This is a genomic window from Flavobacterium sp. RSSB_23 (genome assembly GCF_051547145.1).
GTDB lineage: Bacteria > Bacteroidota > Bacteroidia > Flavobacteriales > Flavobacteriaceae > Flavobacterium.
In genome coordinates, this window is record NZ_JBPTTO010000006.1 from 101,864 (window position 1) to 127,542 (window position 25,679).

The window sequence follows — 25,679 nt, forward strand, 5'->3', positions numbered from 1 at the left end:
ATAATATGTTATTTAGTTTCTGAAAGTTGTTTTACAATGGTTAAACCTTTAGGAAAAGTATCTTCGAAATACTGCTGATATTGTGCTAAACAATCCATTGTTGTTTCAAGTAAAACCCCATCAGTTGTTGTTGTTAATCTGTAGGTTTCCATGGCTCCGGTCCATACTTGAGTCGCTTCATCTATAGGCATTTCCTGAAAGTTTTTCAATTCTCCCAAATGCTTAAAAGCCATATACTCATATTCTTGTTTTGTTTGGATAAGGCTATTCATTCCCTCGCCAGTTGGAGATAAAAAATGAATTTTACTTCCTTCTTCCCAATCACTAACAGCATAAGTGCCTTCACAAAAAGCTGACGTCCATTGTCTGTAAGTAGCATCATCCCATAAAACAGCCCAAATTTTTTCTTTTGGAGCTTGTATCAAAATTGAAAAATGTAATGTTTCCATTGTAGTATCCTTTACCTTAATCGATTGGTAGAATTAAAGTTACCTTTTTTAATTGACTCTCTTTTAAAAAAACATAACTTTTCCTTTGTTTTTTTTACAATAGATAGTAATTTCGGCTCCTCTCGGGATGTAGCGCAGCCTGGTAGCGTACTAGCATGGGGTGCTAGGGGTCGCTGGTTCGAATCCAGTCATCCCGACTTCTTTAAATCAAAAATCCCATTTACACTTGGTAAATGGGATTTGTTTTTTTTATAAAACGACTACTCTTGCATCATATCGATGTGTCGGTCATGATAACCTAATAAATATAAAACGCCATCCAATCCTAAACTAGAAATTGAAGTTGAAGCACTTTCTTTTACTTTTGGTTTAGCATGAAAAGCAATACCCAGTCCAGCTAAATTCAACATAGGCAAATCATTAGCACCGTCTCCTACGGCAATGGTTTGGTTTATATGAATACCTTCTTTTTCGGCAATTGATTTTAGGTATTCGGCTTTCTTTTGACCATCTACGATTTCTCCTAAATAATTGCCTGTTAACTTTCCGTCTTTTATCTCTAATTGATTGGCATACACATAATCGATACCCAATTCTTTTTGCAAATATTCTCCAAAATAAGTAAACCCTCCTGATAGAATAGCTGTTTTATATCCATAATACTTCAAGGCCTTCATCAATCGGTGTGCTCCTTTAGTAATTGGAAGATTGATGGCTACATTTTGCAAAACTTCTTCGCTCAAGCCTTCTAAAAGCGCCATACGTTTTTTGAAGCTTTCACTAAAATCAATTTCTCCATTCATAGCCGATTCAGTAATGGCTCTAACCTCTTCCCCTACTCCAGCCAACTCAGCCAATTCATCGATTACTTCGGTTTGGATTAGTGTCGAATCCATATCAAAACAAACCAAACGACGGTTACGACGGTACATATTATCTTCTTGAAAAGAAATATCTACATTCAAATCGCGTGAAATATCCATAAAACTTGAAGTCATTGTAGTTTTATCTAATAAATTCCCCGTAACCGATAATTGGATACAAGAACGAGGATATTCTTCTTTTTCAACCACCGATGCTCTTCCTGTTAATCGGATTATAGAATCAATATTTAATTTATTGTTGGATAAAACTTGTGTCACTGCAGATAATTGAACCGCAGTTAATTGTTCTCCTAAAACATTGATGATATAGCGTTGTTTGCGTTGCGCTTTCACCCAATTTTCATAATCTTCAATAGTAACAGGAGTAAACTTTACTTTAATCCCCAATTCATAGGCTTTAAACAATAAATCTTTCAAAACTGGGCCTGAATTTGACCCCTTTTCAATTTCGAATAATATTCCTAATGACAAAGTATCATGTATATCAGCTTGACCAATATCTAAAATAGTGGCACCATAGTTTGCCAAAATAGAGGTCAAGCCTGCAGTAACTCCTAATTTATCCTGACCTGAAACTTTTAATAAAATGATTTCTTTATCTTCTGTTGTCATTTTTTGCAAGGTTTAATGAGTGCCAAAAATCGGTATTCTATTGGTTAAAAAAAAACACTTTGTTGTTTTTATCGAAAGTGAAAATAATGTTTTAAACCACGTCTTTTAATCATCAATTTCGAAATAATAAATACAGTTTTAGCTATAATCTTTAACGAATAAAGCTCAAAAACGAATGTTTTTGAGCTTTATGTTGCTTTTTGTTGCGCTTGAAATTACTTAAGAAGCAATCTCCAAACGTTTCAATAAGTTTTTATTCAAAGTTTCTTGAGCGTAGTCTTTATCAATTGCTAATACTTTATCGTCTGAACTTGGTAATTCATACATCGCATCTGTCAAAACAGCTTCGCATAAAGAACGTAAGCCACGAGCTCCTAATTTATATTCTAAAGCTTTATCCACAATAAAATCTAATGCTTCATCCGTAATACTAAACACCACGTCGTCCATCAAGAATAACTTTTCATATTGTTTGATTAAAGCATTCTTAGGCTGTGTCAAAATCGCTCTCAAAGTAGCTCTATCCAGAGGGTCCATATGCGTTAAAACTGGCAAACGACCGATGATTTCAGGAATCAAACCAAAATCCTTAATGTCTTTTGGAATAATGTACTGCAATAAATTGTCTTTGTCGATATTATCCTCATTTTTAGAAGTTGAATAACCAACCGCTTGGCGATTCAAACGTTTTGAAATAATACGTTCAACACCGTCAAAGGCACCACCAGCAATAAACAAAATATTTTGAGTGTTCACTTCAACAAACTTTTGGTCAGGGTGCTTACGTCCACCTTTTGGCGGAACATTTACCACGGTTCCTTCTAACAATTTCAATAACGCTTGTTGCACTCCTTCTCCAGAAACGTCACGAGTGATAGAAGGATTATCGCTTTTACGAGCAATTTTATCAATCTCATCTATAAATACAATTCCCCGCTCTGCTTTGGCTACATCATAATCTGCCGCTTGCAACAAACGAGTCAAGATACTCTCCACATCTTCTCCAACATAACCAGCTTCTGTCAAAACCGTAGCATCAACAATCGCCAAGGGAACATCTAGCATTTTGGCAATACTTTTGGCAACCAATGTTTTTCCGGTACCTGTTTGCCCCACCATAATGATGTTACTCTTTTCGATTTCTACTTCGTCGTCTAATTGCTGTTGCATCAAACGCTTATAGTGGTTGTACACCGCTACAGACATCACTTTTTTGGTTTGCTCTTGACCAATAACGTATTGGTCCAAAAATGCTCTAATTTCTTTTGGTTTTTTCAAAATCAAATCACCCACTAACTTAGAGTTACCGTTTGATTTTAATTCTTCAAGAACAATTCCGTGCGCTTGCTCGATACATTTGTCACAAATATGTGCATCAATACCTGCAATCAATAAATTGGTCTCTGTTTTTTTCCTTCCACAGAAAGAACATTGTAACTGTTGTTTTGCCATCTTTTGAGCTTAGAAGTCAGAGGTTAGAAATTAGAAGTTGTTGGGTATTCCACCTCTAACTTCTAATTTCTAATTTCTAACTTTATTTTATCTTCTTAAAACTTCATCTATCATTCCGTATTCTTTGGCTTCATCAGAAATCATCCAATAATCGCGTTCGCTATCTGCATATACTTTGTCAAAAGGTTGACCAGAATGATGAGAAATGATTTTATACAATTCATCTTTCAATTTCAACATCTCGCGTAAGTTGATTTCCATATCTGAAGCTACACCTTGTGCTCCCCCTGATGGCTGGTGAATCATTACACGTGAATGCGGCAAAGCCGAACGTTTTCCGGCAGCACCAGCGCATAATAAAACAGCTCCCATAGAAGCGGCCATACCTGTACAAATAGTAGCTACATCTGGTTTGATGTATTGCATCGTGTCATAAATTCCTAAACCTGCATATACGCTTCCGCCTGGTGAATTCAAGTAAATTTGAATATCTTTTGATGCATCGGCACTTTCTAAGAACAGCAACTGTGCTTGAACAATATTGGCAATTTGGTCATCGATACCTGTGCCTAAAAAAATGATTCTATCCATCATTAATCTCGAAAAAACATCCAATTGAGATACATTCAATTGACGTTCTTCAATAATGTATGGAGTCATATTCGTTGGATTCATTGCCGCTACGATTTTATCGTAATACATGGCATTTACTCCTTGGTGCTTTGTAGCAAATTTTTTAAATTCTTTACCGTAGTTCATTTTTTTTAAAGTTTAAAAGTTTAAAGTTTAAAAGTTTAAGGTGTAATCTATAAATCCTTACTATTTAAACAAAAGAGCGTCAAAAAAAATCTTTTGACGCTCAAATATAACTATTTTTTACGGTTTCAGTTTTCTAATGAAATCATAAAGTTTAGCTCTCATTTTCTGAAATCAAACTTTGAACTTCAATCTTCTAACCTCTACTATAATTTATTCTCCGTAAGAAGCGGCAATAAATTCTTCGTAAGTAACTTCTTTAGTTGTTGGATTCGCTTTTTCTTTGAATAATTCCAATAATTTAGCCGCTACAACTTGATCAGAAAGTCTTCTTACTTCTTCTTGATTAGACAATACTCTAGCTACAATTCCTTGTACTTCCTCATCCGATGGATTCGTTTGTCCGAATTGTGCCATTTGTTGTTTAATTGCATTGGTAGTAAAGGTTTTCAAATCCTCAAAAGTAATTTGAATGTTACTTTGTGCCATCGCTTTTCCTTCAATCAATTGAAAACGCAAACCTTTTTCTGAACGTGCATATTCAACTTCTGCTTCAGCAGGAGATAATTTTTTCTCACCAACAGTTTGTAACCATTTTTTCAAGAATTCAGCTGGCAAATCAAATTTAGTGTTGTCAATCAAAAAGTTTTGAACATCAGCCAATAATTTTTGATCTGCTTGTTGAGCGAATTGCGCCTCAGCATCTTCTTTGATTTTTGCTTTCAATTCTTCTAATGTAGCAACATTTCCTTCACCAAACAATTTATCGAACAATTCTTGGTTCAATTCTGCTGGCTCAGAAGCATTGATTGCTTCGATAGTAAAATCAACATCAACTGCTAAGTCATGTACATTATCGTGTCCTACTTTTAAGTAGTCCATCAATTGGTGATCGTCTTCAAATAAACCTTTAGTGTTTACGGTTACAACATCACCTACTTTTTTACCAATAAATAAATCTTGAGTCGCTTTGTCTTTGAAAGTATCTAATGCAATTGTTGTTGGATTGTTGATTCCATTTGCTTCGCTAGAGAAAATTCCAGTTAAATCACATCCTTCAGCAACCACTTCTTGAGGAATTGCTTTTCCGAATTGTTTTTGAATACGTGCTACTTGCCCGTCAATTAATTTATCATCAGCAGTAACGATGTATTTTACGATGTCGTTTTTAGCTTCCAAATCCAATTCGAAATTAGGTACTAAACCAATTTCGAACTCAAAAGTCAATTCTTCTGCTGACCAATCTCTATTTTCATCTTCTTTTGCAAGAGGAGTACCTAAAAGATTCAATCTTTCAGACTGAATGTAACGCTCCAAAGCTAAATCAATTACTTTTTTAACTTCTTCTATTTTGATTGCTTTTCCGTATTGTTTTTCAACCAAATCTTTTGGCACAGCACCTTTTCTAAAACCTTTAACTTGCGCCAATGGCATTTTTTCATTGATTCTTTTGGCTACTTGACCTTTGTAATCCATGTGTACCACAGTCATCACAATCGTTTCAGTCACAGCATCTATAGCTACTCTTTTAATATCCATCTTCTTCTTTTATTTACATTATAAAATTGGGTGGCAAAATTATAAAATTTTCAACTGGCAAACAAGCTTTTTATTTCCAACCTTTTGAATTGAAAAACAAGTAATTATTTAATTGATAATTGACCCATTTTGAGATGCAATTATAAAGCTTAACTAACCTCCATTAAAGTTGGCTTTTCAAAAAGAATATCAAATCAATACTAAAAATTCTGCCAGTTTAATTATTGAAGTATACTCGATTCCAAATGGCTTCATTAAAATTTTTCCCTTTCATAAAAAACGCATACATACCAACCGCAAAAACAGATTTAAACATGAATAAATAGATAATGATTGGCGCCATTGCAACTGTTTTACTCAAATTGCTTTCAGGGACAAAAGCGCTAAAAAGCAAACTAAGTAAGGCTGTGAAAATCACAAAATTTAGGATGTTTTTAAAAGGGGTCACCAACAACTTTCGGGCAGGATGCAAATCCTCGCCCCATTTATGAATTAAATAGTAATACCCATTTCCCAAAGGAGCAAACAAAAGTGGATCATCATAGCTAAGCAATTGAAAGGTTTTGGAAGTAGCCATAATTTTAAATCCTTGTAATGTGGTTTGATGCAAATTTTCGAGTCTTCGAATCTCAGAAATAGCTTCGGCAGGAAGATTATCCTTAAAATAATGACTGTCTAAAAAACGTAAACGATACGCTATGCAAATTGCTTTGATTTGGTCAATATGAAAAATCTTATCCGTTTCGAGTAAATCGATTACAAATTCATTTTGGTTTGTTGAACTTTTCTCTCGAATAGCGGACGCTATCTTATTTCTTTCGTGTGTATTCTGAGATAAAATTTGCTCCACTTGATGTAATAAAGTGTCGACATCGATAACTTTTTGACGGTCTTGTAGCAACTTCTCCTGCACGTTTGTCTTATCTAGTAACATCTTGTTTTGTTTTTGGTATTTATACTCTCTTCATTTCTATTCTAATTGAAGATAAAGCATTCGCCAAAAACAAACAACTACCAAGCTGACTTTAAGCCAGTTAAACGAAAGTTAAAATTGAAAACAAAAACAGTTTTGATTTTGGAATGTTAAAAATTTCAGCAACAGTTTTAAATCCGTTTTTTCAAAGTCAAAATATCACCCACAGTTACCAGACCTGTAGCGGGCCCAATCAAATTTTGACCAAAGAGCACATTATTCCCTTTCATGCGATAATTCGCCAAAGTTTTAAGTGGTTCGTTGCCAGAAATAACGCCTCTTTCTTGGTCGATTGTCGTCATTACGCAACGCCCACAAGGCTTGACTCCATAAAAAAGCAAGGTGCCAATGTTGAATTCTCTCCAAGTGTCTTCTTCGTAGGGCTCCCCTCCTATAAACACAAAATTGGGTCGAAAACGACTCATATTGATTGGACTTTTTAATCGATTATTCAAATCGTCTAATGAGGACTGACCGATTATTAAAAAAGGATAAGCATCGGAAAAAGAGGTAACATCCGAGGACGAAATTGCATAGTCCGAATCTACTTTTCTATGACTTTCATCTGGCATGTACACCAATCGAGCAGAAAATCCCAAAATTGCAGAAAACCATGCAGAAATTGCTTCATCAACTTCGAAAGCTTGTATGGAATCCTCCCAAACAGTTACTGTAAACAAAGATTGTTCTTTGTTATAATGGAGAGGTACTTCAATAAAAGATCCCGTTTTTCGATAAGTTATGACCATACCACTGGCACGCATTTCGGGCTGAAAAAGTGCCAAAATCGCGTGTTCACGCTGGGATAAAAACGTTCCGTTTTCGTCTACTAATAACCAACGACGGTCGTGCTCCAAACCACGATCTGTAACCGTTGATTGAGATAAAGAAATCCCAGCAAGCGATTTCACTGGATAAATCCAAATTTCTGATAATTGCAACATGCTTCTATTTATTGTGTACAATTTATACGCTCTCCTTTTTTGTACTTTTTCTTTGGATTAGGAATCGCTACCAATTAGCCTTTTAAGAATTCAAATCTTTTTGTTGTTAAAAAAGAATTTTGTTGACTAGCCCCGGTAGGAGCGGCATCCTTTGTCTTTTTTTTTCAAAAAGACAAAGATACAGCGGATAACGGGACCAATCGTTCTTATGAAAAACAGTCGTGGTGCTCCAAAAAAAACTACTTACTCTTTTATAAAAATCTTATAAGATATCGATTGTAGTATTGAAAGTACAACACTAAAAACTAAAGCTGTCCAAAAAGAATCTACTGTAAATCCACCCACAATTTTGGTACACATAATAATTACGATTGCATTGATTACGAGTAGAAACAATCCTAAAGTAAAAATGGTAAATGGCAAAGTGAATAAAATCATTATGGGTTTGATAAAAATATTAATGATTCCCAAAACGAAAGCGACAATAAGAGAGGTGACAAAACTAGCCACATGAACTCCAGACATAAAGTTGGCGATGAGTAAAACCAATATCGCAGTGATAAGAAGACGGAGTATTATTTTCATATATGTAATAGTTATTTGTTAGTGGTTATATATGGTATGCTTCGCCAATTCGCTTCGCTCGGACCACCTTTTCTTTATAGATGTTTGTTTGCGACTAAACTGATGTTAATGGCGATTTTATAATTATTTGATTTTGAATAAAAATATTAAAAAGAAATGATGTCGTGCTTACTTTTTGAAAAAATCCATACAGTACTCAAAAAACAAAGCTGGATTCTCTGCATGCAACCAATGTCCTGCCCCAGTAATGGTTTTTATCTCTGAATTAGGAAATTGACGTTTTATTCCAGGAATATCATTATCTACAATATACTTTGAATTGCCTCCTCGAATAAAAAGTGTTGGCAAATCAATATGACTTTCTTCTGGGAGCGGCTTACCAATTTGCTCAATTTTTTGATTAAAGACATTTAAATTAAATCGAAAAGCCAATTGACCAGGTTCTTTCCAATATAAACTTTTCAATAAAAACTGACGAGTACCAAAGTCGGGAATAGCAATTGCGAGCAAGGCATCTACTTCATTTCGACTTGGCTTTGTTGAAAAATCAACTGAATTCAAACCACTAAGAATATCTTGATGATGCGGTGCATAATACTTAGGACCAATATCAGCAACGATTAGCCTACGGATTAATTCTGGATAAGTAGCCGCCAAAAGCATTGCCACTTTGCCACCCATAGAATGACCAATGATATCGATGTTTGCTAAATTATTGGCTGAACAATAGTCATACACATCTTGCGCCATCAACTCATAGCTAAAATCATCAGAGTGAAAACTGCGTCCGTGATTTCGCAAATCCAAAAGATGCACTTCAAATCCTTCTGAAGCGAATTGCACCCCTAGCGTTTTCCAATTATCTGACATTCCAAGAAAGCCATGCATTATAACTAAAGGCTGTCCTGAACCTTCTATTTTTGAGTATAGCATTGTATAGATTTAAAATGACAACAAAGATAAACAATCTAATCAATTAAAATTATTTGTAATCTTTTGGTGAATATCACTAAAAGTAGGTATTGTGAGAAATTTAATTAAAACTAATTTTGTGTAAATATTTTTTAACAAAAAAATACTTAAATCATTTATTAACCATTGCAAATCATTATCAATGATCAAAAAAATTTTATTACTATCTGTTGTTATCTCACAACTTACTATTTCTTGTACTAACGACGAACCAAAAACTCCAGAGTCTGAAAAAAGCTTGGACGAACAAATAGCAGAAATCGTTAAACAGCCTTATTCAAAATTAACTCCGTCTGAACAAAAAGTAAAATTAGAAGCTGAAGCCAATGAAATGTTGGTACAAATGGACAAATCAAAAAGCTCGGGTGCAATTGAAGCTTTACAAAACTTAGCTAGATTACTAGATGTTAGTTCGGTTGATGTTTTTAGCGGAAAAAATGACAATTCAGTAGAAGACATCATCAATACTGCAGGAGTTTACGGAATTTATACTTGGAATGCTTCAAAAAACACTTGGACAAAAATTGCTTCTTCGACAGAATTGAAATTTATTTTTCCTGCTAAAGAATCTTTAACTACCAACAATGCAACTTTTTCTACTAAAGGAACAGCTTCTGATGTAAAAGTAAAAATTCAGGACAGCTACAATTGGCAGACTGGTGTAGAGGTAAACGATTACATCTTTTTACCTACAGCCGCAGATGCTGTTTTAACCATTGACAATGTATCAGCAGCTACATTTACACAAACCGCCAAATATGCTAACGGAAAAGAAGTTCCGAATGAATTTGCATACAAAATGACCCTTAACGATGGTTACGCTTGGGAAATGAGTGGAACAAAAGCAACAGAAAACACTTCAAAAGCTGCCTTTACTTTTAACGGGAAAAATTTAGTTTCTTTTAATGCTGGAAGTACTGCAAGTATTGACAAATTGATTGAGGATGACAATTTAACTCAATACAGAGGTAAAGCCAATGGATTGGTAAAAATTATGGATAATTTTATCATTATTGCAGACATGGATTTAGTCACTGAAGCTGCAGATCAAATTGCTTTAGAAAAAAGTTTACCAATTGTTGACTATCAAAAAAAGACATATTTAACCGACCTTAACGCTTATCAACTAAAATTTTCTGAAGGTAATGCAGCAATCTTCAATAAAAACTTCAAACTTACTTTAGTATCTAAAAAGGATGGTACAAAAATAGCAGAAGTTGTGAAACGTTCAGAAAAAGGATATTCTTACAAATACACGTATGACCTTTGGATCGTTGACAATTCAAATACATACGGCGGATATTGGGACTACAATCCAAACGGTGGTACTATCATTCAATATTATGATGAAGAATTATACTTGAAATTTAATGACAATACCGAAGTAGCCATGAGCACTTATTTCTCAGAAGGATTTGAAAAATTAGAGACGAAATTTGAAGATTTCATCAAAGCTTTTGACAAATAAAAAGAAGTATTAAAACTGTAAAGCCGATTTGAATTACTCAAATCGGCTTTATTTTTTTGGTGGCGTTTTCACTTCCAAAGTGCTTTGACCATAACCTGCCCAAATTCCAATACCTCCTTTAATATTTGATTTTAAACTCGTATTAGAAGGATAAATTGGGTTTCTACTGTTTACAATTTCATTTTGCCAACTGTTCCAAAAATCAAGCGCTTCTTTGTTTTGAGTTCTTAACTTCACAAAAATAAGATCTCCGTCTGCAAAATAAGGAGTGAATTTAGTTTTAGGAAAAAGCAAAACACCTCTATTAATTTGTAGAGCGATAGCTGAAGTTTGAAAATTTTTATCATCTAAATTACCATAAAATGAAGGTACAAAAATGGGTTCTTCCATATCAATCCTTGTGGCAATTTGATAATAGTTTTTTTCATTTAAAGGATCTTCAAATTTCACAAAAACATAGCCTGTAGTATCAGTAATTTTATTCTTAATATACTCAGCAGAATTGAGCTTAACACTTTTGGGTATCGTTGTAACCGCCTCAACAATCCGGTTTAAATATTCAATTTTTAATGAGTATTCTTTACCAGCTTCTCCTTTTAAAGTTGTACCATAATACACAAATGGAGGCACTCTATACTTATCATTCTTCACCCTCAAAACTTCTGAATTAACCCCGTCTGAAACCGTAATTTTAGCCGACCTTATAACATGATTCAAAACATTTGTAGAATCAATAACTTCAGAAACAGGAATGCTACTAGATAACAATACCTGAGCAAAATCTCCTTCCTCAATCCATCCTTCTACTACAATTTTTGATTCAGCTTTAACTGTCGCACTAAAATCATCTTTAGAACAATGAACTAACAGTAGAGCCAAAAGAAATAACAAACATTTTTTCATTGATTAAAATTTAAATCTCCAACTAATTGAGGGCAGGATTCGGTACAACACCTTTTTCTCTTGTTTTACAATTACACTTTTTCTATCATCATTCACCTGAATATTCAAAACCACATAAATGGGATTATCAATATTAAAAGTATTATAAATTGAAAAATTCAATGCACTCTCTTTTGTATTAGTTTTCATAAAAAAGTAATTCACAGAAAGATCTGTTCTGATATAATTCGGCATCTGTGCATTATTATATGCTGAATATTCTTTGACTGGGTTATTATTGATAAAATACCACGACGTTGGCATTGTAAAACGGTTTCCAGAACTAAAGACTTGCGTCAATCCAAAATTCCACTTTGGATTTAAATCATACATTCCAACCAATGAAAGATTATGTCGCCTATCATATTTTGCGAAATAAGTATTGCCGTTATTCAATTCATCAAAATTCCGATCTGACCAACTCAGTGTATAACTAAACCAACCATTGAACTTGCCGTTATTTTTCCGAAGCATCAATTCAAAACCGTAGGCTTTTCCTTTTCCAACAAGTAAGTCGTTTTTGAGTGTTGTCGTTTCATTAAACTGAGTGACACCATAGGGATATTCTAATAAATCTTTCATCGAACGGTAAAAACCTCCAACCGTTGAAACTAGGTTTTTTGCAACATTCAAACTAGAGCCAACAGAAAATTCATCTGATGCCTGTGGCTTAATTCCATCAGAACTTGCTATCCAAAAATCAGTAGGAATACCAACACTTGAGGTTGTTATCATACTCAAATACTGATATTGTTTGTTATAAGAAGCATAAAAAGATACGTGGTCAGTAGCGTAATTCAACAAAATACGCGGCTGAAAATGAAGGTAGGAATCAGTTTTTGCTCCAGAAAAATAATAATTAATGCGAACACCTAGTTCTGCATTGAAATGATCTGTAATCTTTGGTTTAATTGTTGTGAAAACCGCAGCCTCACTTGAATTGATTTTACTGTCTTGAAAAGCATTACTGGAATCATTTAAATTTTTAATGCTAATTTTTTGCGGTTGCAAATTATGTAGAACGTACTGAAACCCCGATTCAATAGGAATGTTTTTGATTAAATATTTTAAGGAGTTATTAAATCCAAAATCTTTGACATAAGAAGAAACTCCAAACTGAATTGTAGCCTGATCCATACGCAAATCATTAGAATATTGGCTAAAATAAAAAGCATTTGACATGGATACTTTTGAGGAAAAGGTAGTCCCCAAAGTTGGAGAAACAATAAAATTACTCCATTTTAGACTGGTTTTCAAAGCTAAATTACCATCTTTGACTTGCAATGCATCAGCACTTACAAAAGCATCAATAGTTAACAGATTTTTCTTTGATAGTTGAGATAAAAAAGTAAAATTACCGTCCGAAAACCCATAATTCATACCATTTACATCATTACTCTCTGAACCGTTTTTTAGCAAAGGCCCCACCACTTCGTCAATGTATGTTTTTCTTCCCGAAATATAAAAACCGGTTTTACTGTTTATCGGAGAGGCTAACGTTACTTGAGAGGCTAAAAGACCAATATTTCCTTGAATAGAAAAATAGGATGGTAAGATTTTATTAGGCAACAATTGGGTTGTTGAACTTAATCTTCCGCCATACTTTGAGTTCGAACTAGATTTGTCAAACTCAACTTCTTTGATATGATCTGTATTATAAAAAGGAAAAATGCCTAATAAATGTGACATTCCATATACTGGAGTTCCGCTGTATAAAATTGCATTGTGCCCAGGATCACCGCCTCGCACATACAAATACCCATTAGCATCACCTGAATTTTGAACCCCTGGAGTAAGTTGTAAAATTTTAATTATATCTGTAGTACCCAAAACAGTTGGCACATTGACTAACTCCTTTAGACTAAAAGACAGCTTACCTCCTGACAAATTAGTAATTCCTGCTTTTTTAGTATTGGTAATTATAACTTCATTTAAAACCGAACGCTCTTTATCTAAACTAATCGAAATCAATGTATCCTTCGATAAATCAAAATAAAAATGCTTTTCTACATAATCTTGATGTTTTACCGCAACGTTTATCTTTCCCAAAGGAATCTTCTTTGAAAAAAAACCAATACTATCAGTTAGTACATAATAATCAATATTGTTTACCGTAAAAGAAATTGCAGCACCAAATAAATTTTCATTTTCAGAAGACTTTATAGTACCTGCTACCACAGCTTTTGTTTGAGCAAATACTCCGTAAAAACAAAACAAGAAAAAGAGAAGAATTGATTTCAATACTTAATTTTAATAAGAAAAATGCGAAATTAAGCAATTACACCCCAATTCTCTCTAATCATAATTATTTAATTTTCTAATTACTTCAACTTTTGCAAATACATATTAACTACATTATCCAACCCTAGATAAATAGCCTCAGAAATTAGCGCGTGTCCGATAGAAACCTCTAACAAACCAGGAATGTTTTGTTTGAAAAACTGAATATTATCCAAACTCAAATCGTGTCCAGCATTAATACCTAGTCCCAACTCGTTAGCCAACTTCGCAGCTTCGACATAAGATTCGATTCCTTTAACATTTCCTAATGAATACTCGTGAGCAAAAGCTTCTGTATACAATTCAATTCTGTCTGTTCCTGTTTTTTTTGCACCTTCAATCATATCGAGCAAAGGGTCAACAAAAATTGAAGTTCGAATACCATTGCGTTGAAATTCATGAATTACTTCGGTTAAATACGATTGATTAGCAATAGTATCCCAGCCAGCTGAAGAAGTAATGGCTCCAATGGCATCTGGAACCAAAGTAACTTGCGTAGGCTTACATTCTAATACCAAATCGATAAAGTTATGCTGTGGATTGCCTTCTATGTTGTATTCTGTATGCACAATTGATTTTAAATCGCGAGCATCTTGATAGCGAATATGACGTTCATCAGGACGTGGATGTATTGTAATTCCTTGAGCTCCAAATTTCTGAATGTCAGTAGCTACTTGCAGTAAATTTGGGACATTCCCACCTCTGGCATTGCGCAAGGTTGCTATTTTATTGATGTTTACACTTAACTTTGTCATATTAAATAAAATAATTGATACAAATATCTTGTTGAGAGAACAAAAATACAAAGTAAAACCTAGGACTTTTTGCCTTTTTTTGATTATTTTGCATAAAATATTTCGGATAGAAAGATGACAGAAATTTTAAACTACATTACCAACGACTACAAAGCCCTTGACAGCCTAGAAACTATTTTTGATGCTCAAGACCGCTTAGATGAAATTTCTTTTTCTCATTTCCCTGTCGTAGAGGAAGGCGTTTATATTGGATGCATTATCAAGGATGACCTTGAGACCTTTGATGGAGACAAAAAAGTAGCTGATTATCGTTTTACTTTAGAACCTTTTTATGCAAGAACAACGATGATTTGGTTGGATGTTTTGGAGGTTTTTGCAAAAAATCACACCAATTTAGTTCCTGTTTTGGATGAAAACAACCAATACAAAGGCTATTATGAAATAGAAGACATCATCAAATTTTTTCACGAAACCCCATTTTTGAAAGAACAAGGCGGAATCATTATCGTTCAAAAAGGTATTTTGGATTATTCGATGAGCCAAGTAGCTCAAATCGTAGAGAGCAATAATGGGAAACTTTTAGGTTTGTTTGTTTCTGAAGCAACTACAGAAAACGTCCAGATTACTATAAAAATTAGTTTAGGAGGAATGAATGATATCATACAAACATTTAGACGTTATAATTATGAAATCATTTCTGAACATCAAGAAGACAATTATATCAATAATTTAAAAGAACGTTCCGACTATTTAGACAAGTACCTTAATATATAGGTAATCAAATACCGATAATCCTCCAAAAACAATTATGAAAGTAGCCATATACGGACAATATTATTTAGTTAGTACAGAGCCCATTATTAAAGATATTTTTGTTTTTTTTAATGAAAACAACATCGAAATGGCCATTGAAGCTACTTTCTTAGAAATGTTATACGAAAAGAAAATTGTACGCAAAGAATACAAAACCTTTAGTTCCCACGCGGAATTAGACAGTAGTTTTGATATGCTTATAAGTATAGGTGGTGACGGTACGATGCTAAGAGCCGTGACCTTGGTTCGCAATTCGGGTGTTCCTTTACTTGGAATCAACGCCGGAAGATTGGGATTTTTAGCCAATGTACAAAAAGAGAATATTGCTGCATTCATGCAATTAGTTTTGGATAAAAAATACACTCTATCAAAAAGAACATTACTCAGCTTATCTTGTTCGCCAGAAAACGAGTCTATTCTTGAATTAGACTTTGCATTGAATGAAGTTACAGTTAGTCGTAAAGACTCAACTTCAATGATTACTATAGAAACTTATTTGAACGGTGAGTTTTTAAATTCCTATTGGGCTGACGGATTGATTATCGCAACACCAACTGGAACAACTGGATACTCATTAAGCTGTGGCGGACCTATTTTAACCCCTGATGTAAAAAGCTTAGTAATAACCCCAATAGCTCCTCATAATCTTAATGCTAGACCACTTGTGATCTCAGATGATACCGAAATTGTACTTCGAGTAACAGGTAGAGAGGATCAATATTTGGTTTCACTCGATTCGAGAATTACTTCCATACAAAATGAATCCGTTTTGACCATCAAAAAAACACCGTTCCAAATTAATATGATTGAAATTCAGGATGAAACTTTTTTAAAGACATTACGCAATAAACTACTTTGGGGAGAAGATAGGAGAAACTAATTTTTTTTATTTAAACACCTCTATACGATATCAATAGAATTTGTCGTTTTGATAATCCAAGAATGACAGCGAATAAAATAATGTTTATTCTCCAAAAAAGTAGACATTTATTGTATTGAGCATTGATTAGTATTGAATATTGTTATATTTGCACGCAATTTTATAAGTATGAATAAATATTTTTATTTACTTCTAGTACTATTTTCCAGCGGATTTTCTTATTCTCAAATTCACGAGATAGGTGTTTTTACTGGAGGAAGTAACTTTATAGGTGATGTTGGAGCAACCAATTACATTGCTCCAAACAAACTCGCCTTTGGAGTTTTATATAAATGGAACAAAAGTCCACGTCATGCTTATCGTTTTTCATACACCCAATCACTAATAAGTGCAAACGACATAAACTCAAAAGAACCTAGCAGATTACAAAGAGGTTTCCGCTTTAGAAACAATATCAAAGAATTTTCTGCTGGACTTGAATTTAACTTTTTTGATTTCAACTTGCATGAATCAAAACTTAAAATTACCCCATACGTGTTTTCTGGAATTAATTATTTTTTCCACGATGAATTATACATAAACAACGCAGGAGACACTTTTAAAGAAAAAAATGGTAACTCATTGGCAATACCAATGACCGTTGGTATAAAATCAAATATTTCAAGAAGTTTTGTAATTGGACTAGAAGTAGGCGCCCGCTATACTTTTACAGACAACCTTGACGGAAGTAATCCATCAAGTGCTAATCTGCAACAATTTCGATTTGGAAACATTAACAACACCGACTGGTATGTTTTTTCTGGGGTTACATTAACATATACCTTTGGAGAAAAACCATGCTATTGTGCATACTAATATGAACTTACTAGAACAAATAAATAAAGAAAGACTTCCCAAGCACGTTGCAATAATTATGGACGGCAACGGACGTTGGGCAAAAAAACAAGGCTTTCTAAGAGCCTTTGGCCACGAAAGTGGCACAAAATCAGTAAAAGAAATCATCAAAGCTAGTGTAGAAATAGGTATAGAAAATTTGACACTCTATGCTTTTTCAACTGAAAATTGGAATAGACCAAAGCTGGAGGTAGATACTTTGATGAAAGTATTGATCAATGCATTAAAAAAAGAGGTTGCTACACTACAAAATAACAACATCAAACTGAACGCCATTGGCAATCTTGAGATGCTGCCAAAGACAGCGCAAAACCAACTTTTAGAAGTTATTAATTTAACCAAAAACAATAACACAATGACGCTAACCCTAGCCTTAAGTTACGGATCTAGGGAAGAATTAACAAATGCAGTAAGAATAATTAGCGAGAAAGTTAAAAATAATATAATTTCAATTGACGCTATTGACGATTCAATTATAAATGAGCATCTTTACACGCACAATTTACCGGATGTTGATTTAGTAATACGTACAAGTGGAGAACATAGAATCAGCAATTTCCTGCTTTGGCAAATTGCCTATGCTGAACTTTACTTTACGGATATTTTATGGCCGGATTTTAAAGAACAAGATTTATATGAGGCTATCCTTAGTTATCAAAAGAGAGAACGTAGATTTGGAAAAACAAGTGAACAAATTAAATAAAATTTTAGTGTTGCAAAAAAGTATAAAAATAGCCCTTACCTTAATCCTTTTTGGAAGTTTTTCACAAATAAAAGCACAAGACCGTGTCCCTTTTGATCAAGGCAAAAAATACATCCTCGCTAACGTAGACGTTACAGGAAAAATAAGCTTCAACAAACAAACAGTCGTAACATTCTCAGGCCTCGAAAAAGGACAAGAAATCACTGTACCAGGAGAAGAAATCAGTAGTGCCATTAAAAAATTAGGCAAACTAGGCTTATTTGATGAGATTTCATTTTATGTAAATAAAATAGAAAACGACAGCATTTTCCTTGAATTGAACATCCAAGAATTACCTAAACTAAAAGAGGTAAAATTTGTTGGTGTAAAGAAGAGTAAAACCGAAGCTCTTATCAAAGACAACAACTTGACAAAAGGTAAGATTGTCAACGAAAACTTGATCACTACGACTAAAAACTACATCGAGAATAAATATAAAAAAGATGGATTTTACAACACCAAAGTAGTAATTGTAAACACTCCTGCTGACTCTGCAACCAGCAACCAAGTCAATATGTTAATCAATGTTGACACTGGAACAAAAATCAAAATAGCAAGCATTGATTTTGTTGGAAACGAAAAGTTATCCGACAAGACTTTAAGAGCTGCAATGAAAGAAACAAAACAAAAAAAATTAACTCGTATCTTCAAGAAATCTAAATTCATAAAAGCAAAATATAAGGAAGATTTAGAGAAAGTAATTGCCGTTTATAAAGAAAAAGGATATAGAGACGCAAGAATTGTTTCGGACTCTGTAGCCTTCGACAAAGAGCTAAACGCTATCAAAATTAAAGTTAATGTTGAAGAAGGAAACAAATATTACTTTGGAAACATAAAATTCCTAGGAAATACTGTATACTCAGACCAAGGGTTATCTCAAGTTTTAGGAATCAAAAAAGGGGAAACCTACAACGGTGTTCTTCTTGAAAAACGTATTGCCGATAAATCTAAACCTGATGGCGAAGACATTACCAATTTATACCAAAATAGTGGTTATTTATTCTCTAACGTCAATGCTGTTGAAGTAAAAACAGTAAATGACACTATCGATTTTGAAATTCGTGTTACAGAAGGACCAATTGCTTATTTTAATAAAATTTCGGTAGTTGGTAATGACAAAACTAATGACCGTGTTATTTATCGTGAATTAAGAACAAAACCAGGCGAAAAATACAGCAAAGAAGAATTGGTTCGTACCATTCGCGAGATTGGACAATTAGGATTTTTCGATCCTGAAGCCATTGATCCTAAATTCAAAAATGTTGATGCTGGCGCAGGAACTGTAGACATTGAATACCATTTAGTAGAAAAAGGCGCTAGTCAAATAGAATTACAAGGAGGTTATGGCGGTGGAGGCTTCATAGGAACCTTAGGGCTTTCATTCAATAACTTCTCAGCAAGAAATATGTTCAACAAAGAGGCCTATAAACCACTACCTATGGGTGATGGTCAAAAAGTATCTCTTCGTTTGCAAGCCAGTACTTTTTTCCAAAACTACAGTATTTCTTTCTCTGAACCATGGTTTGGAGGCAAAAAACCAGTTTCATTTAGCTCTTCACTATCTTACAGTAAAAACTTTTTACAATCCTTCTCCGCAGGTCAAAGTAGAGCAGATAAAAGCAAAAGTTTCAATATGTTATCACTATCACTTGGAATATCTAAACGTCTAAGTGTACCAGATGATTTTACTTATATATCACATGCAATTAGTTTTCAAAATTATGATTTAAACAATTATTTCACTGGATTGTTTAGTTTTGGAAATGGCTATTCCAATAACTTAGCCTATACATTAGGAATCACTCATACCAACAAAGGTTTTAATCCAATTTTCCCAACCTACGGATCAGAATTTAGTTTAACCGCTAAATTCACTCCTCCTTACTCTTTATTTAACGGAGTTAATTACAAAAATTTAGGTGAGTTGAAAGAAAACAAATACAGATATGACGGAAGCATTGGAGATTCTTACGTTGGAGATAACGGGATAATAGTTAATAAAGGAGATTACGTAGAAGACATACCAACCCAAACAAATGGTAAAACACCAAATAGTGTAAGTGATTACAAAGATGCTGCTGCTGACCCTGCAAAAGTTGATCAACAAAAATTCAACTGGTTAGAATTTTACAAAATTAAATTCAAAGCCGATTGGTATACTAAACTATATGGAAAATTCGTTTTAAGAACTTTAGGTGAATTCGGATTTTTGGGAGCCTACAATCAAAATAGAGGACTTATCCCTTTTGAACGTTTCTACTTAGGAGGGGATGGTATGCAAAACTTTCAAATGGATGGTAGAGAAAACATACAATTGAGAGGATATCCAAACAATTCATTGACTCCTTTATTAAATGGAAGTCAAAATGATGGAGCAACAGTGTATAACAAATTTTCGATGGAATTACGTTATCCTATAACCTTAAAAGCATCGGCATCAATTTATGCTTTAGCCTTTATGGAAGCGGGATCTTCTTATTTAGATTTCAAAAACTATAATCCGTTCGATCTTAGTCGTTCGGCTGGTTTTGGTTTGCGTGTTTTCATGCCAGCATTTGGTCTTTTAGGAATCGATTTTGGTCACGGTTTTGACGCAATACCTGGACAAACAAAATCTAATGGTTGGGAAACTCACTTTATTATTGGCCAACAATTCTAGAATTATTGAAACTAACCATATTCAATACTATAAAGTTATGAGAAAACATATTTTATTTATATTTTTATCCCTTTTTGTAGTTGTAATTGGTAGTGCTCAATCCAAAGGACCAAAAATTGGGTACATAGATATGGAGTACATTTTACAAAATGTAAATGGCTATATTGACGCGACCAATCAACTTGAAGCTAAAGCTCAAACTTGGAAACAAGAAATTGAAGTTAAAAAAAACGAAATAAAAAGATTAAAAGACGCTCTTACCATTGAAAAAGCATTGCTTACAAGAGAGTTAATAGAGGAAAGAGAAACCGAAATTAAATTTCTTGACACTGAATTATTAGAGTATCAACAAAAAAGGTTTGGAGCTAATGGGGATTATATATATCAAAAAAGTTCCTTGTCAAAACCAGTACAAGATCAGGTTTTCACTGTTGTTCAAGACATTGCAGAACGTTTAAAATTTGATTTTATTTTTGATAAGACTTCAGATATGACGATGCTTTTTGCTGCAAAAAGATTCGACATTAGCGATCAGGTATTGCGAAAATTAAACAATACCGATAAACGAGAACAACTCAGTAAAAAACAACTAGAAGCTGAACAGATTAAAGAAAAAATTCAAGAAGCTCTAGATGAAAATCCAGAGTTAAATGAACGTCAATTGCAAATAGAAGCCAAAAAAGCTGCTAGAGAAAAAGCGCTAACAGAACGTATTCAGTTACAAGAGCAGAAAAGAAAAGAATTCGAAGAGAATAGGCGTAAATTAAAAGAAGAAAGAGAAGCTAAAAAAAGTGGCACAGTTTCTGCACCCACTGAGAAGATAGCCACTGACAAGGCTAGTACAGAAAAAACAGCCACAACAGCAAAAGATGTTGCTGCACCAGCAACAAAAAGTGAGGTTGAAATTGAAAGGGAAAGAGTTGCTGCTGAAAGAGCCAAATCAGCTGAAGCTAAAAAACAAGAAATAGCCGATCGCAAAAAAGCATTAGAGGAAAAAAGAAAAAAGATATTAGAAGAAAGAGAAGCTCAGAGAAAAGCTAAAGAAGAAGAATTAAAACAAAAAACAAACGGAAATTAATTACTAAATTTTTTAAAACAATGAAACAAATCAAAACTTTATTAATTGCAGCAATGGTAGTATTGGGAGCAAATACAATGAATGCTCAAGCAAAGGTTGCACATGTAAATGTTGCTGAAATTATGACTAAAATGCCAGCTATGCTAGATGCTCAAAAACAACTAGAAAAATTGAGCACTACTTATGATGCAGAATATAAAAAAATGGTAACTGAGTATCAAGATTTATTAAAAAAATACGATGCTGAAGCAAAAACTGTTACTGATGCCGTGAATGAAACTCGTGGTAAAGAAGTACAAGACATGCAACAACGTATCGTAGCTTACAGAGATAATGCTCAAAAAGAATTGCAACAAAAAGAATCTGATATTACTAAACCATTATACGAAAAAGTAAGAACATCTATCCAAAAAATTGGTAAAGCAAAAGGAATGCAATACATTTTGGATGCTGCTTCACTTTTATTAGCAGACGGTCCAGACTTGACTGCAGATGTTAAAAAAGATTTAGGATTCTAATAAACAACTACCTATACTTTAACTGCTCCTCTCTTTTGATTGGAGCAGTTTTTTTTTGAAGCATTTGTATAAATAAGTAACTTTGTTGCTATGAATAATAACCAACCCATTGGCGTTTTTGATTCTGGTATAGGTGGTACTTCTATTTGGAGAGCCATCCATAAATTACTTCCTAACGAACAAACTATTTATTTGGCCGATAGTAAGAATGCTCCTTATGGACAAAAGTCCAAACAGGAAATCATAGCATTGAGTATGAAAAACACAGAACTCCTGCTAGAAATGGGATGTAAACTTATAGTAGTAGCTTGTAATACTGCAACCACCAATGCCATTAGAGAATTAAGAGCCAAATACGATATTCCTTTTATCGGAATTGAACCAGCCATCAAACCTGCGGCAACATATTCTAAGACTCAAACGATTGGTATTCTTGCCACTCAAGGCACTTTAAACAGTGAATTATTCAACAAAACAGTCGAGATGTATCAAGACACCAAAATCATTGAACAAATTGGTCACGGATTGGTTCAACTAATTGAAAGCGGTAACATCGACTCTACAGAAATGAATCAATTGCTTACTGAATATCTTACACCAATGATTGAGGCAAATATTGATTATCTAGTTTTAGGCTGTAGTCATTATCCGTATTTGATTCCACAGATAAAAAAAATACTGCCTCCCCATATTCAAATAATTGATTCTGGAGAGGCAGTTGCGAAACAGACACAGAATGTTTTAAAAGAAAAAGTAGGACTCTCTAATTTGACTGAGAGCCACCCCATTTTTTATACCAATACAAACTCTAAAGTTCTTTCTGATATACTAGAAAACAACTATGAAGTTCTTTATAAAGACTTTTAATTTATTTTTTTTTTTACAAACCAAATGCCATCAAGTGACAAATTCAACGATAGTTTATGGTAATTTTCCTTGATTAAACCTCCACTAATCTTTGCTCTTTGCCCATACGAATAAGATATATTCAAAGCGCTAGAAGTATAGTCTATTGGTAACGATAAGCCGATGGAGATTGACTTATCTTCAATTTTTTTATTATTCACCTCAAGCGAACCAGTATCAAAATTAAATCCTCCCGAATACTGTACGCGGTCAAAATAACTGAGTCGCTCTTTAGGTTTTTTATATAAAAATCCGATAGCAAATCGATTACTATCAACAAAACTTCCATACAAATCAGATTGGTTTGTTGAACTCCAAAAACTACGTTCATAATCTAAAGTAAGTTGCAAGTTGTTTTTGAATTTAGCACTCATCCCTACTCCCAACTCAAATGGAATATAAAAATCATCTTGATTGGAAGCAACATCAGTTTGCAAAGGAGTTGTAACATCGTTTTCGACCGTGCTAACTGTTTGTACTTTAGAAGCATTTACTTGAGCTGGAAATTTAACCACTCCACCAAAACTAAGAAGTGCCTCAGACTGGTATTGCAGTCCTAAAACAGGGCGAATTCCGTTGTAGTGAACATCTTTATCTATTGTAGTAATTGTAGTTCCTACATAGTAATTTCGTGTATCATTAGTATTCCCAAATAAAAACGAAGTCGTAAGACCCAATGCCCATTTTTTGGATAGCTGATAACCATAAGAAACATCAAAATTATTGAGTCCACCACTTCCTAAAACACTCAAATAATAGCTTTCTATACTATTCTCAATAGGCAATTTCAAACCTGTAATCTTGTAAGAAGAACTAGTATATGGCTTCAATACAATATTAACTCCTGATTTTGAGGTCACTGGGAAAGCGAACCCAATATGCGAAAATTGAACATTGTTTCTACTTTCGGAAGTCTCGTTGTCCTTGTACTCCGTCTGAATAACTTTCCCTCCCACATCAAACAAAAAGTGGTTAGTAGTCATAAAACCAAATGAAGCTGGGTTCAAATTATTAATAAACTTTGATGACGGCAAAGCCAATCCTGAAGAACCTAAGGAAGGAATCGGACCAAAATCGGATTGATAAAGATTTCCAATTCCGTAGATAGAATAAGGGGAAGTGGATATACTTTGTGAAAAAGACATAGAGCTAATCAATAGCAATAGTGCAACGTAAATTTTACTGTTTTTCATTAATACGTAATGTAATATATTTTTACTTGGAGCTTACTTTCTTTATTGCTTTGGTCGCCAAAAACCACTCGATTTACTCCTTTATCAAAGCTTGGCAACGCGAGTAATAACGAAGCTTTAGTTTCTGTCAATTTCAAAACTTCTTTTCTTAAAAAATCTCCGATGGGTATTGTGTAACCAATGGATTCATTGAATTCATCTTCCTTAGTATTTAAAATTCCGTAAACCGGATTTCCATCATTCCCGTATAATCTAGAGGTGATTCGATTTAGATTATCACTTGTATAGACCTGTAAGGAATCCGCCAACGGAAAGGACTTTGAATACGAATTCTTAATCGGTCGAATAAACAACTCTGCTTTGATAATTGAGCCCTTCGCTGCGATGTACTGAAGTTGTTTTAGATTTGGGAAACTCACTCGGCTCATAACACCAGTCCCAGATTGAGTAAACGATTGATTAAAAACACTAGTTGAGGGCAAATTAAATCTAGAGGTAGGTAAGTTTTCAATCAAAGTACCAGTTCTATCGGATTGTATGGCATTGAATTGCTTATTTATATCTGTAATGGTAAAATCTCTGTACAAAGACTTTTCTTCTATCTTAGATTTAGAATCTGAATAATACATTCTTAGCACACTCGAAGTCCCAAAACCAACTACACAATTTGAACTTGAAGAACCACTTTTGAGTACAATACCTTTAAAATAATCAATCAGTTCATTACTATCTGTAATCTCTTTTTTCTGTAACTTCAAGAACAAAGCACTTCCAAAACTATCACTCAACCTTATATTTAAGGAATCTCGTCCTATGGGTCTTGGTCTATAAGCCAATGTTCCTAAGCTTTGACTTTCATATTTTAATTTTGATTTGTTGTAAAAACTCGTTACCGAATTATCTATAGAAACTGGTTTTACTTTTTGTGTCAATTGGTGCACTGACAAATTTTGAACTTTGGTAGTATCGCCATAATAATATCGATCATATTTTAAAATCATCGCTATTGAATCGAATACATAATTAGGGGCATTCGTATCTGATGTGGCATCTTCAATAGCATAAGCAGTAGGCGTCAATTGAAAATAACTTTCTGAAACAACATTTCCAAAAAGGGGATCTAAATAATTACCAACCAAAATTCTACTCGTATTGGATGTAATTAAAGAATCCAATTGAATCGTAGACAAATCAACCGTTAAGGTATCAAGCAATAAGACTTTATTGGTCACCGACAAATAATCTGACCCAACAATAAACTTCCCTTCATCAACATCAGAATCACAGGAAATCACAACTATAAAAACAAAAAATACAACTAAAAATCGATACATCTTTTTTTTTTCGCAAATATAAAAACCCCCATACAGGCAAGAGTATAACAT

General features: G+C 33.8%; 23 protein-coding genes and 1 tRNA gene. 10 read left to right on the forward strand and 14 right to left on the reverse strand.

Translation table 11 applies throughout. The features are described 5' to 3' along the window. Window positions 1-8: 8 nt before the first annotated feature. Complete coding sequence (locus tag ACSVH9_RS10935; RefSeq protein WP_438063742.1) at window positions 9-449, reverse strand: SRPBCC domain-containing protein; 441 nt, start codon at window positions 447-449, stop codon at window positions 9-11. Between the two features lie 123 nt (window positions 450-572). Between ACSVH9_RS10935 and ACSVH9_RS10940 the strand changes: the two genes are divergently transcribed. Next, a tRNA-Pro gene (locus tag ACSVH9_RS10940) sits at window positions 573-646 on the forward strand. Between the two features lie 63 nt (window positions 647-709). On the opposite strand, the gene serB is transcribed toward ACSVH9_RS10940, so the two are convergent. The 8 genes from serB to ACSVH9_RS10980 form a co-directional block, all read right to left on the reverse strand. Next, the gene (serB, locus tag ACSVH9_RS10945; protein WP_438063743.1) at window positions 710-1,945 is read right to left on the reverse strand and encodes a phosphoserine phosphatase SerB; all 1,236 of its coding nucleotides are present in this window, start codon (window positions 1,943-1,945) and stop codon (window positions 710-712) included. Window positions 1,946-2,164: 219 nt separating this feature from the next. Continuing rightward, a complete protein-coding gene (gene clpX, locus ACSVH9_RS10950) occupies window positions 2,165-3,397 on the reverse strand; it encodes an ATP-dependent Clp protease ATP-binding subunit ClpX (protein ID WP_438063744.1) in 1,233 nt (410 codons plus the stop codon). Window positions 3,398-3,484: 87 nt separating this feature from the next. Beyond that, window positions 3,485-4,156, reverse strand: coding sequence for an ATP-dependent Clp endopeptidase proteolytic subunit ClpP (gene clpP / locus ACSVH9_RS10955; protein WP_438063745.1), 672 nt, complete (start codon window positions 4,154-4,156; stop codon window positions 3,485-3,487). 210 nt (window positions 4,157-4,366) lie between these two features. Then, window positions 4,367-5,692 (reverse strand): trigger factor, encoded by a 1,326-nt coding sequence (locus ACSVH9_RS10960; RefSeq protein WP_438063746.1) that lies wholly within the window; start codon window positions 5,690-5,692, stop codon window positions 4,367-4,369. Window positions 5,693-5,909: 217 nt separating this feature from the next. Continuing rightward, entirely contained in the window at window positions 5,910-6,626 is a 717-nt protein-coding gene (locus ACSVH9_RS10965) for a hypothetical protein (RefSeq protein WP_438063747.1), read from the reverse strand. A 170-nt stretch (window positions 6,627-6,796) separates the two neighbouring features. Continuing rightward, complete coding sequence (locus ACSVH9_RS10970) at window positions 6,797-7,609, reverse strand: MOSC domain-containing protein (protein WP_438063748.1); 813 nt, start codon at window positions 7,607-7,609, stop codon at window positions 6,797-6,799. Between the two features lie 243 nt (window positions 7,610-7,852). After that, window positions 7,853-8,194, reverse strand: coding sequence for a phage holin family protein (locus tag ACSVH9_RS10975; protein ID WP_438063749.1), 342 nt, complete (start codon window positions 8,192-8,194; stop codon window positions 7,853-7,855). 168 nt (window positions 8,195-8,362) lie between these two features. Next, window positions 8,363-9,127 carry an alpha/beta fold hydrolase gene (locus tag ACSVH9_RS10980; protein WP_438063750.1) on the reverse strand — a complete coding sequence of 255 codons (765 nt, stop codon included), beginning with the start codon at window positions 9,125-9,127 and terminating at the stop codon, window positions 8,363-8,365. Between the two features lie 181 nt (window positions 9,128-9,308). Here ACSVH9_RS10980 and ACSVH9_RS10985 point away from each other — a divergent pair, with 181 nt between their 5' ends. Further along, window positions 9,309-10,634 carry a hypothetical protein gene (locus ACSVH9_RS10985; protein WP_438063751.1) on the forward strand — a complete coding sequence of 442 codons (1,326 nt, stop codon included), beginning with the start codon at window positions 9,309-9,311 and terminating at the stop codon, window positions 10,632-10,634. Between the two features lie 48 nt (window positions 10,635-10,682). Here ACSVH9_RS10985 and ACSVH9_RS10990 read toward each other — a convergent pair whose 3' ends face one another. The 3 genes from ACSVH9_RS10990 to ACSVH9_RS11000 all read right to left on the reverse strand — a co-directional run bounded on the left by ACSVH9_RS10990 (window position 10,683) and on the right by ACSVH9_RS11000 (window position 14,611). Further along, window positions 10,683-11,537: a DUF4249 domain-containing protein gene (locus tag ACSVH9_RS10990; RefSeq protein WP_438063752.1), complete on the reverse strand. Its 855-nt coding sequence runs from the start codon at window positions 11,535-11,537 to the stop codon at window positions 10,683-10,685. A 3-nt stretch (window positions 11,538-11,540) separates the two neighbouring features. Next, entirely contained in the window at window positions 11,541-13,817 is a 2,277-nt protein-coding gene (locus ACSVH9_RS10995) for a TonB-dependent receptor plug domain-containing protein (RefSeq protein WP_438063753.1), read from the reverse strand. 80 nt (window positions 13,818-13,897) lie between these two features. Continuing rightward, window positions 13,898-14,611: a pyridoxine 5'-phosphate synthase gene (locus ACSVH9_RS11000; RefSeq protein WP_438063754.1), complete on the reverse strand. Its 714-nt coding sequence runs from the start codon at window positions 14,609-14,611 to the stop codon at window positions 13,898-13,900. 114 nt (window positions 14,612-14,725) lie between these two features. Between ACSVH9_RS11000 and ACSVH9_RS11005 the strand changes: the two genes are divergently transcribed. The 8 genes from ACSVH9_RS11005 to murI all read left to right on the forward strand — a co-directional run bounded on the left by ACSVH9_RS11005 (window position 14,726) and on the right by murI (window position 23,062). Then, window positions 14,726-15,385 (forward strand): CBS domain-containing protein, encoded by a 660-nt coding sequence (locus tag ACSVH9_RS11005; protein ID WP_438063755.1) that lies wholly within the window; start codon window positions 14,726-14,728, stop codon window positions 15,383-15,385. Window positions 15,386-15,419: 34 nt separating this feature from the next. Further along, window positions 15,420-16,304: an NAD kinase gene (locus ACSVH9_RS11010; RefSeq protein WP_315141499.1), complete on the forward strand. Its 885-nt coding sequence runs from the start codon at window positions 15,420-15,422 to the stop codon at window positions 16,302-16,304. Window positions 16,305-16,472: 168 nt separating this feature from the next. Further along, window positions 16,473-17,159: a DUF6089 family protein gene (locus ACSVH9_RS11015; RefSeq protein WP_438063756.1), complete on the forward strand. Its 687-nt coding sequence runs from the start codon at window positions 16,473-16,475 to the stop codon at window positions 17,157-17,159. Between the two features lies 1 nt (window position 17,160). Further along, window positions 17,161-17,901 carry an isoprenyl transferase gene (locus tag ACSVH9_RS11020; protein WP_438063808.1) on the forward strand — a complete coding sequence of 247 codons (741 nt, stop codon included), beginning with the start codon at window positions 17,161-17,163 and terminating at the stop codon, window positions 17,899-17,901. Further along, on the forward strand, window positions 17,834-20,599 hold the full coding sequence (locus tag ACSVH9_RS11025) for a BamA/OMP85 family outer membrane protein (protein ID WP_438063757.1): 2,766 nt from the start codon (window positions 17,834-17,836) through the stop codon (window positions 20,597-20,599). The genes ACSVH9_RS11020 and ACSVH9_RS11025 overlap by 68 nt, the downstream gene beginning before the upstream one ends. Before the next feature lie 37 nt (window positions 20,600-20,636). Continuing rightward, window positions 20,637-21,677, forward strand: coding sequence for an OmpH family outer membrane protein (locus ACSVH9_RS11030; protein ID WP_438063758.1), 1,041 nt, complete (start codon window positions 20,637-20,639; stop codon window positions 21,675-21,677). Between the two features lie 20 nt (window positions 21,678-21,697). Further along, window positions 21,698-22,195 (forward strand): OmpH family outer membrane protein, encoded by a 498-nt coding sequence (locus tag ACSVH9_RS11035; protein ID WP_159690294.1) that lies wholly within the window; start codon window positions 21,698-21,700, stop codon window positions 22,193-22,195. 90 nt (window positions 22,196-22,285) lie between these two features. Then, entirely contained in the window at window positions 22,286-23,062 is a 777-nt protein-coding gene (gene murI / locus ACSVH9_RS11040; protein WP_438063759.1) for a glutamate racemase, read from the forward strand. On the opposite strand, the gene ACSVH9_RS11045 is transcribed toward murI, so the two are convergent. Next, entirely contained in the window at window positions 23,059-24,294 is a 1,236-nt protein-coding gene (locus ACSVH9_RS11045) for an aromatic hydrocarbon degradation protein (protein ID WP_438063760.1), read from the reverse strand. The two genes, murI and ACSVH9_RS11045, sit on opposite strands and share 4 nt — an antisense overlap. Continuing rightward, window positions 24,294-25,628, reverse strand: a complete 1,335-nt coding sequence (locus ACSVH9_RS11050; RefSeq protein WP_438063761.1) for a DUF4270 family protein — start codon at window positions 25,626-25,628, stop codon at window positions 24,294-24,296. Before ACSVH9_RS11050 ends, ACSVH9_RS11045 begins: the two co-directional genes overlap by 1 nt. Window positions 25,629-25,679 lie beyond the last annotated feature (51 nt).

What these genes read in the sequence shown, in the direction of transcription:
- ACSVH9_RS10935 (WP_438063742.1), bottom strand. Translation starts at nt 449, where the DNA reads ATGGAAACATTACATTTTTCAATTTTGATACAAGCTCCAAAAGAAAAA.
- murI (WP_438063759.1), top strand. Translation starts at nt 22,286, where the DNA reads ATGAATAATAACCAACCCATTGGCGTTTTTGATTCTGGTATAGGTGGT.
- ACSVH9_RS10990 (WP_438063752.1), bottom strand. Translation starts at nt 11,537, where the DNA reads ATGAAAAAATGTTTGTTATTTCTTTTGGCTCTACTGTTAGTTCATTGT.
- clpP (WP_438063745.1), bottom strand. Translation starts at nt 4,156, where the DNA reads ATGAACTACGGTAAAGAATTTAAAAAATTTGCTACAAAGCACCAAGGA.
- clpX (WP_438063744.1), bottom strand. Translation starts at nt 3,397, where the DNA reads ATGGCAAAACAACAGTTACAATGTTCTTTCTGTGGAAGGAAAAAAACA.
- ACSVH9_RS11015 (WP_438063756.1), top strand. Translation starts at nt 16,473, where the DNA reads ATGAATAAATATTTTTATTTACTTCTAGTACTATTTTCCAGCGGATTT.
- ACSVH9_RS10970 (WP_438063748.1), bottom strand. Translation starts at nt 7,609, where the DNA reads ATGTTGCAATTATCAGAAATTTGGATTTATCCAGTGAAATCGCTTGCT.
- ACSVH9_RS10965 (WP_438063747.1), bottom strand. Translation starts at nt 6,626, where the DNA reads ATGTTACTAGATAAGACAAACGTGCAGGAGAAGTTGCTACAAGACCGT.
- ACSVH9_RS11020 (WP_438063808.1), top strand. Translation starts at nt 17,161, where the DNA reads ATGAACTTACTAGAACAAATAAATAAAGAAAGACTTCCCAAGCACGTT.
- ACSVH9_RS10960 (WP_438063746.1), bottom strand. Translation starts at nt 5,692, where the DNA reads ATGGATATTAAAAGAGTAGCTATAGATGCTGTGACTGAAACGATTGTG.
- ACSVH9_RS10980 (WP_438063750.1), bottom strand. Translation starts at nt 9,127, where the DNA reads ATGCTATACTCAAAAATAGAAGGTTCAGGACAGCCTTTAGTTATAATG.
- ACSVH9_RS10975 (WP_438063749.1), bottom strand. Translation starts at nt 8,194, where the DNA reads ATGAAAATAATACTCCGTCTTCTTATCACTGCGATATTGGTTTTACTC.
- ACSVH9_RS11005 (WP_438063755.1), top strand. Translation starts at nt 14,726, where the DNA reads ATGACAGAAATTTTAAACTACATTACCAACGACTACAAAGCCCTTGAC.
- ACSVH9_RS11030 (WP_438063758.1), top strand. Translation starts at nt 20,637, where the DNA reads ATGAGAAAACATATTTTATTTATATTTTTATCCCTTTTTGTAGTTGTA.
- ACSVH9_RS11050 (WP_438063761.1), bottom strand. Translation starts at nt 25,628, where the DNA reads ATGTATCGATTTTTAGTTGTATTTTTTGTTTTTATAGTTGTGATTTCC.
- ACSVH9_RS11010 (WP_315141499.1), top strand. Translation starts at nt 15,420, where the DNA reads ATGAAAGTAGCCATATACGGACAATATTATTTAGTTAGTACAGAGCCC.
- ACSVH9_RS11035 (WP_159690294.1), top strand. Translation starts at nt 21,698, where the DNA reads ATGAAACAAATCAAAACTTTATTAATTGCAGCAATGGTAGTATTGGGA.
- ACSVH9_RS10985 (WP_438063751.1), top strand. Translation starts at nt 9,309, where the DNA reads ATGATCAAAAAAATTTTATTACTATCTGTTGTTATCTCACAACTTACT.
- ACSVH9_RS11000 (WP_438063754.1), bottom strand. Translation starts at nt 14,611, where the DNA reads ATGACAAAGTTAAGTGTAAACATCAATAAAATAGCAACCTTGCGCAAT.
- serB (WP_438063743.1), bottom strand. Translation starts at nt 1,945, where the DNA reads ATGACAACAGAAGATAAAGAAATCATTTTATTAAAAGTTTCAGGTCAG.
- ACSVH9_RS11025 (WP_438063757.1), top strand. Translation starts at nt 17,834, where the DNA reads ATGAGGCTATCCTTAGTTATCAAAAGAGAGAACGTAGATTTGGAAAAA.
- ACSVH9_RS11045 (WP_438063760.1), bottom strand. Translation starts at nt 24,294, where the DNA reads ATGAAAAACAGTAAAATTTACGTTGCACTATTGCTATTGATTAGCTCT.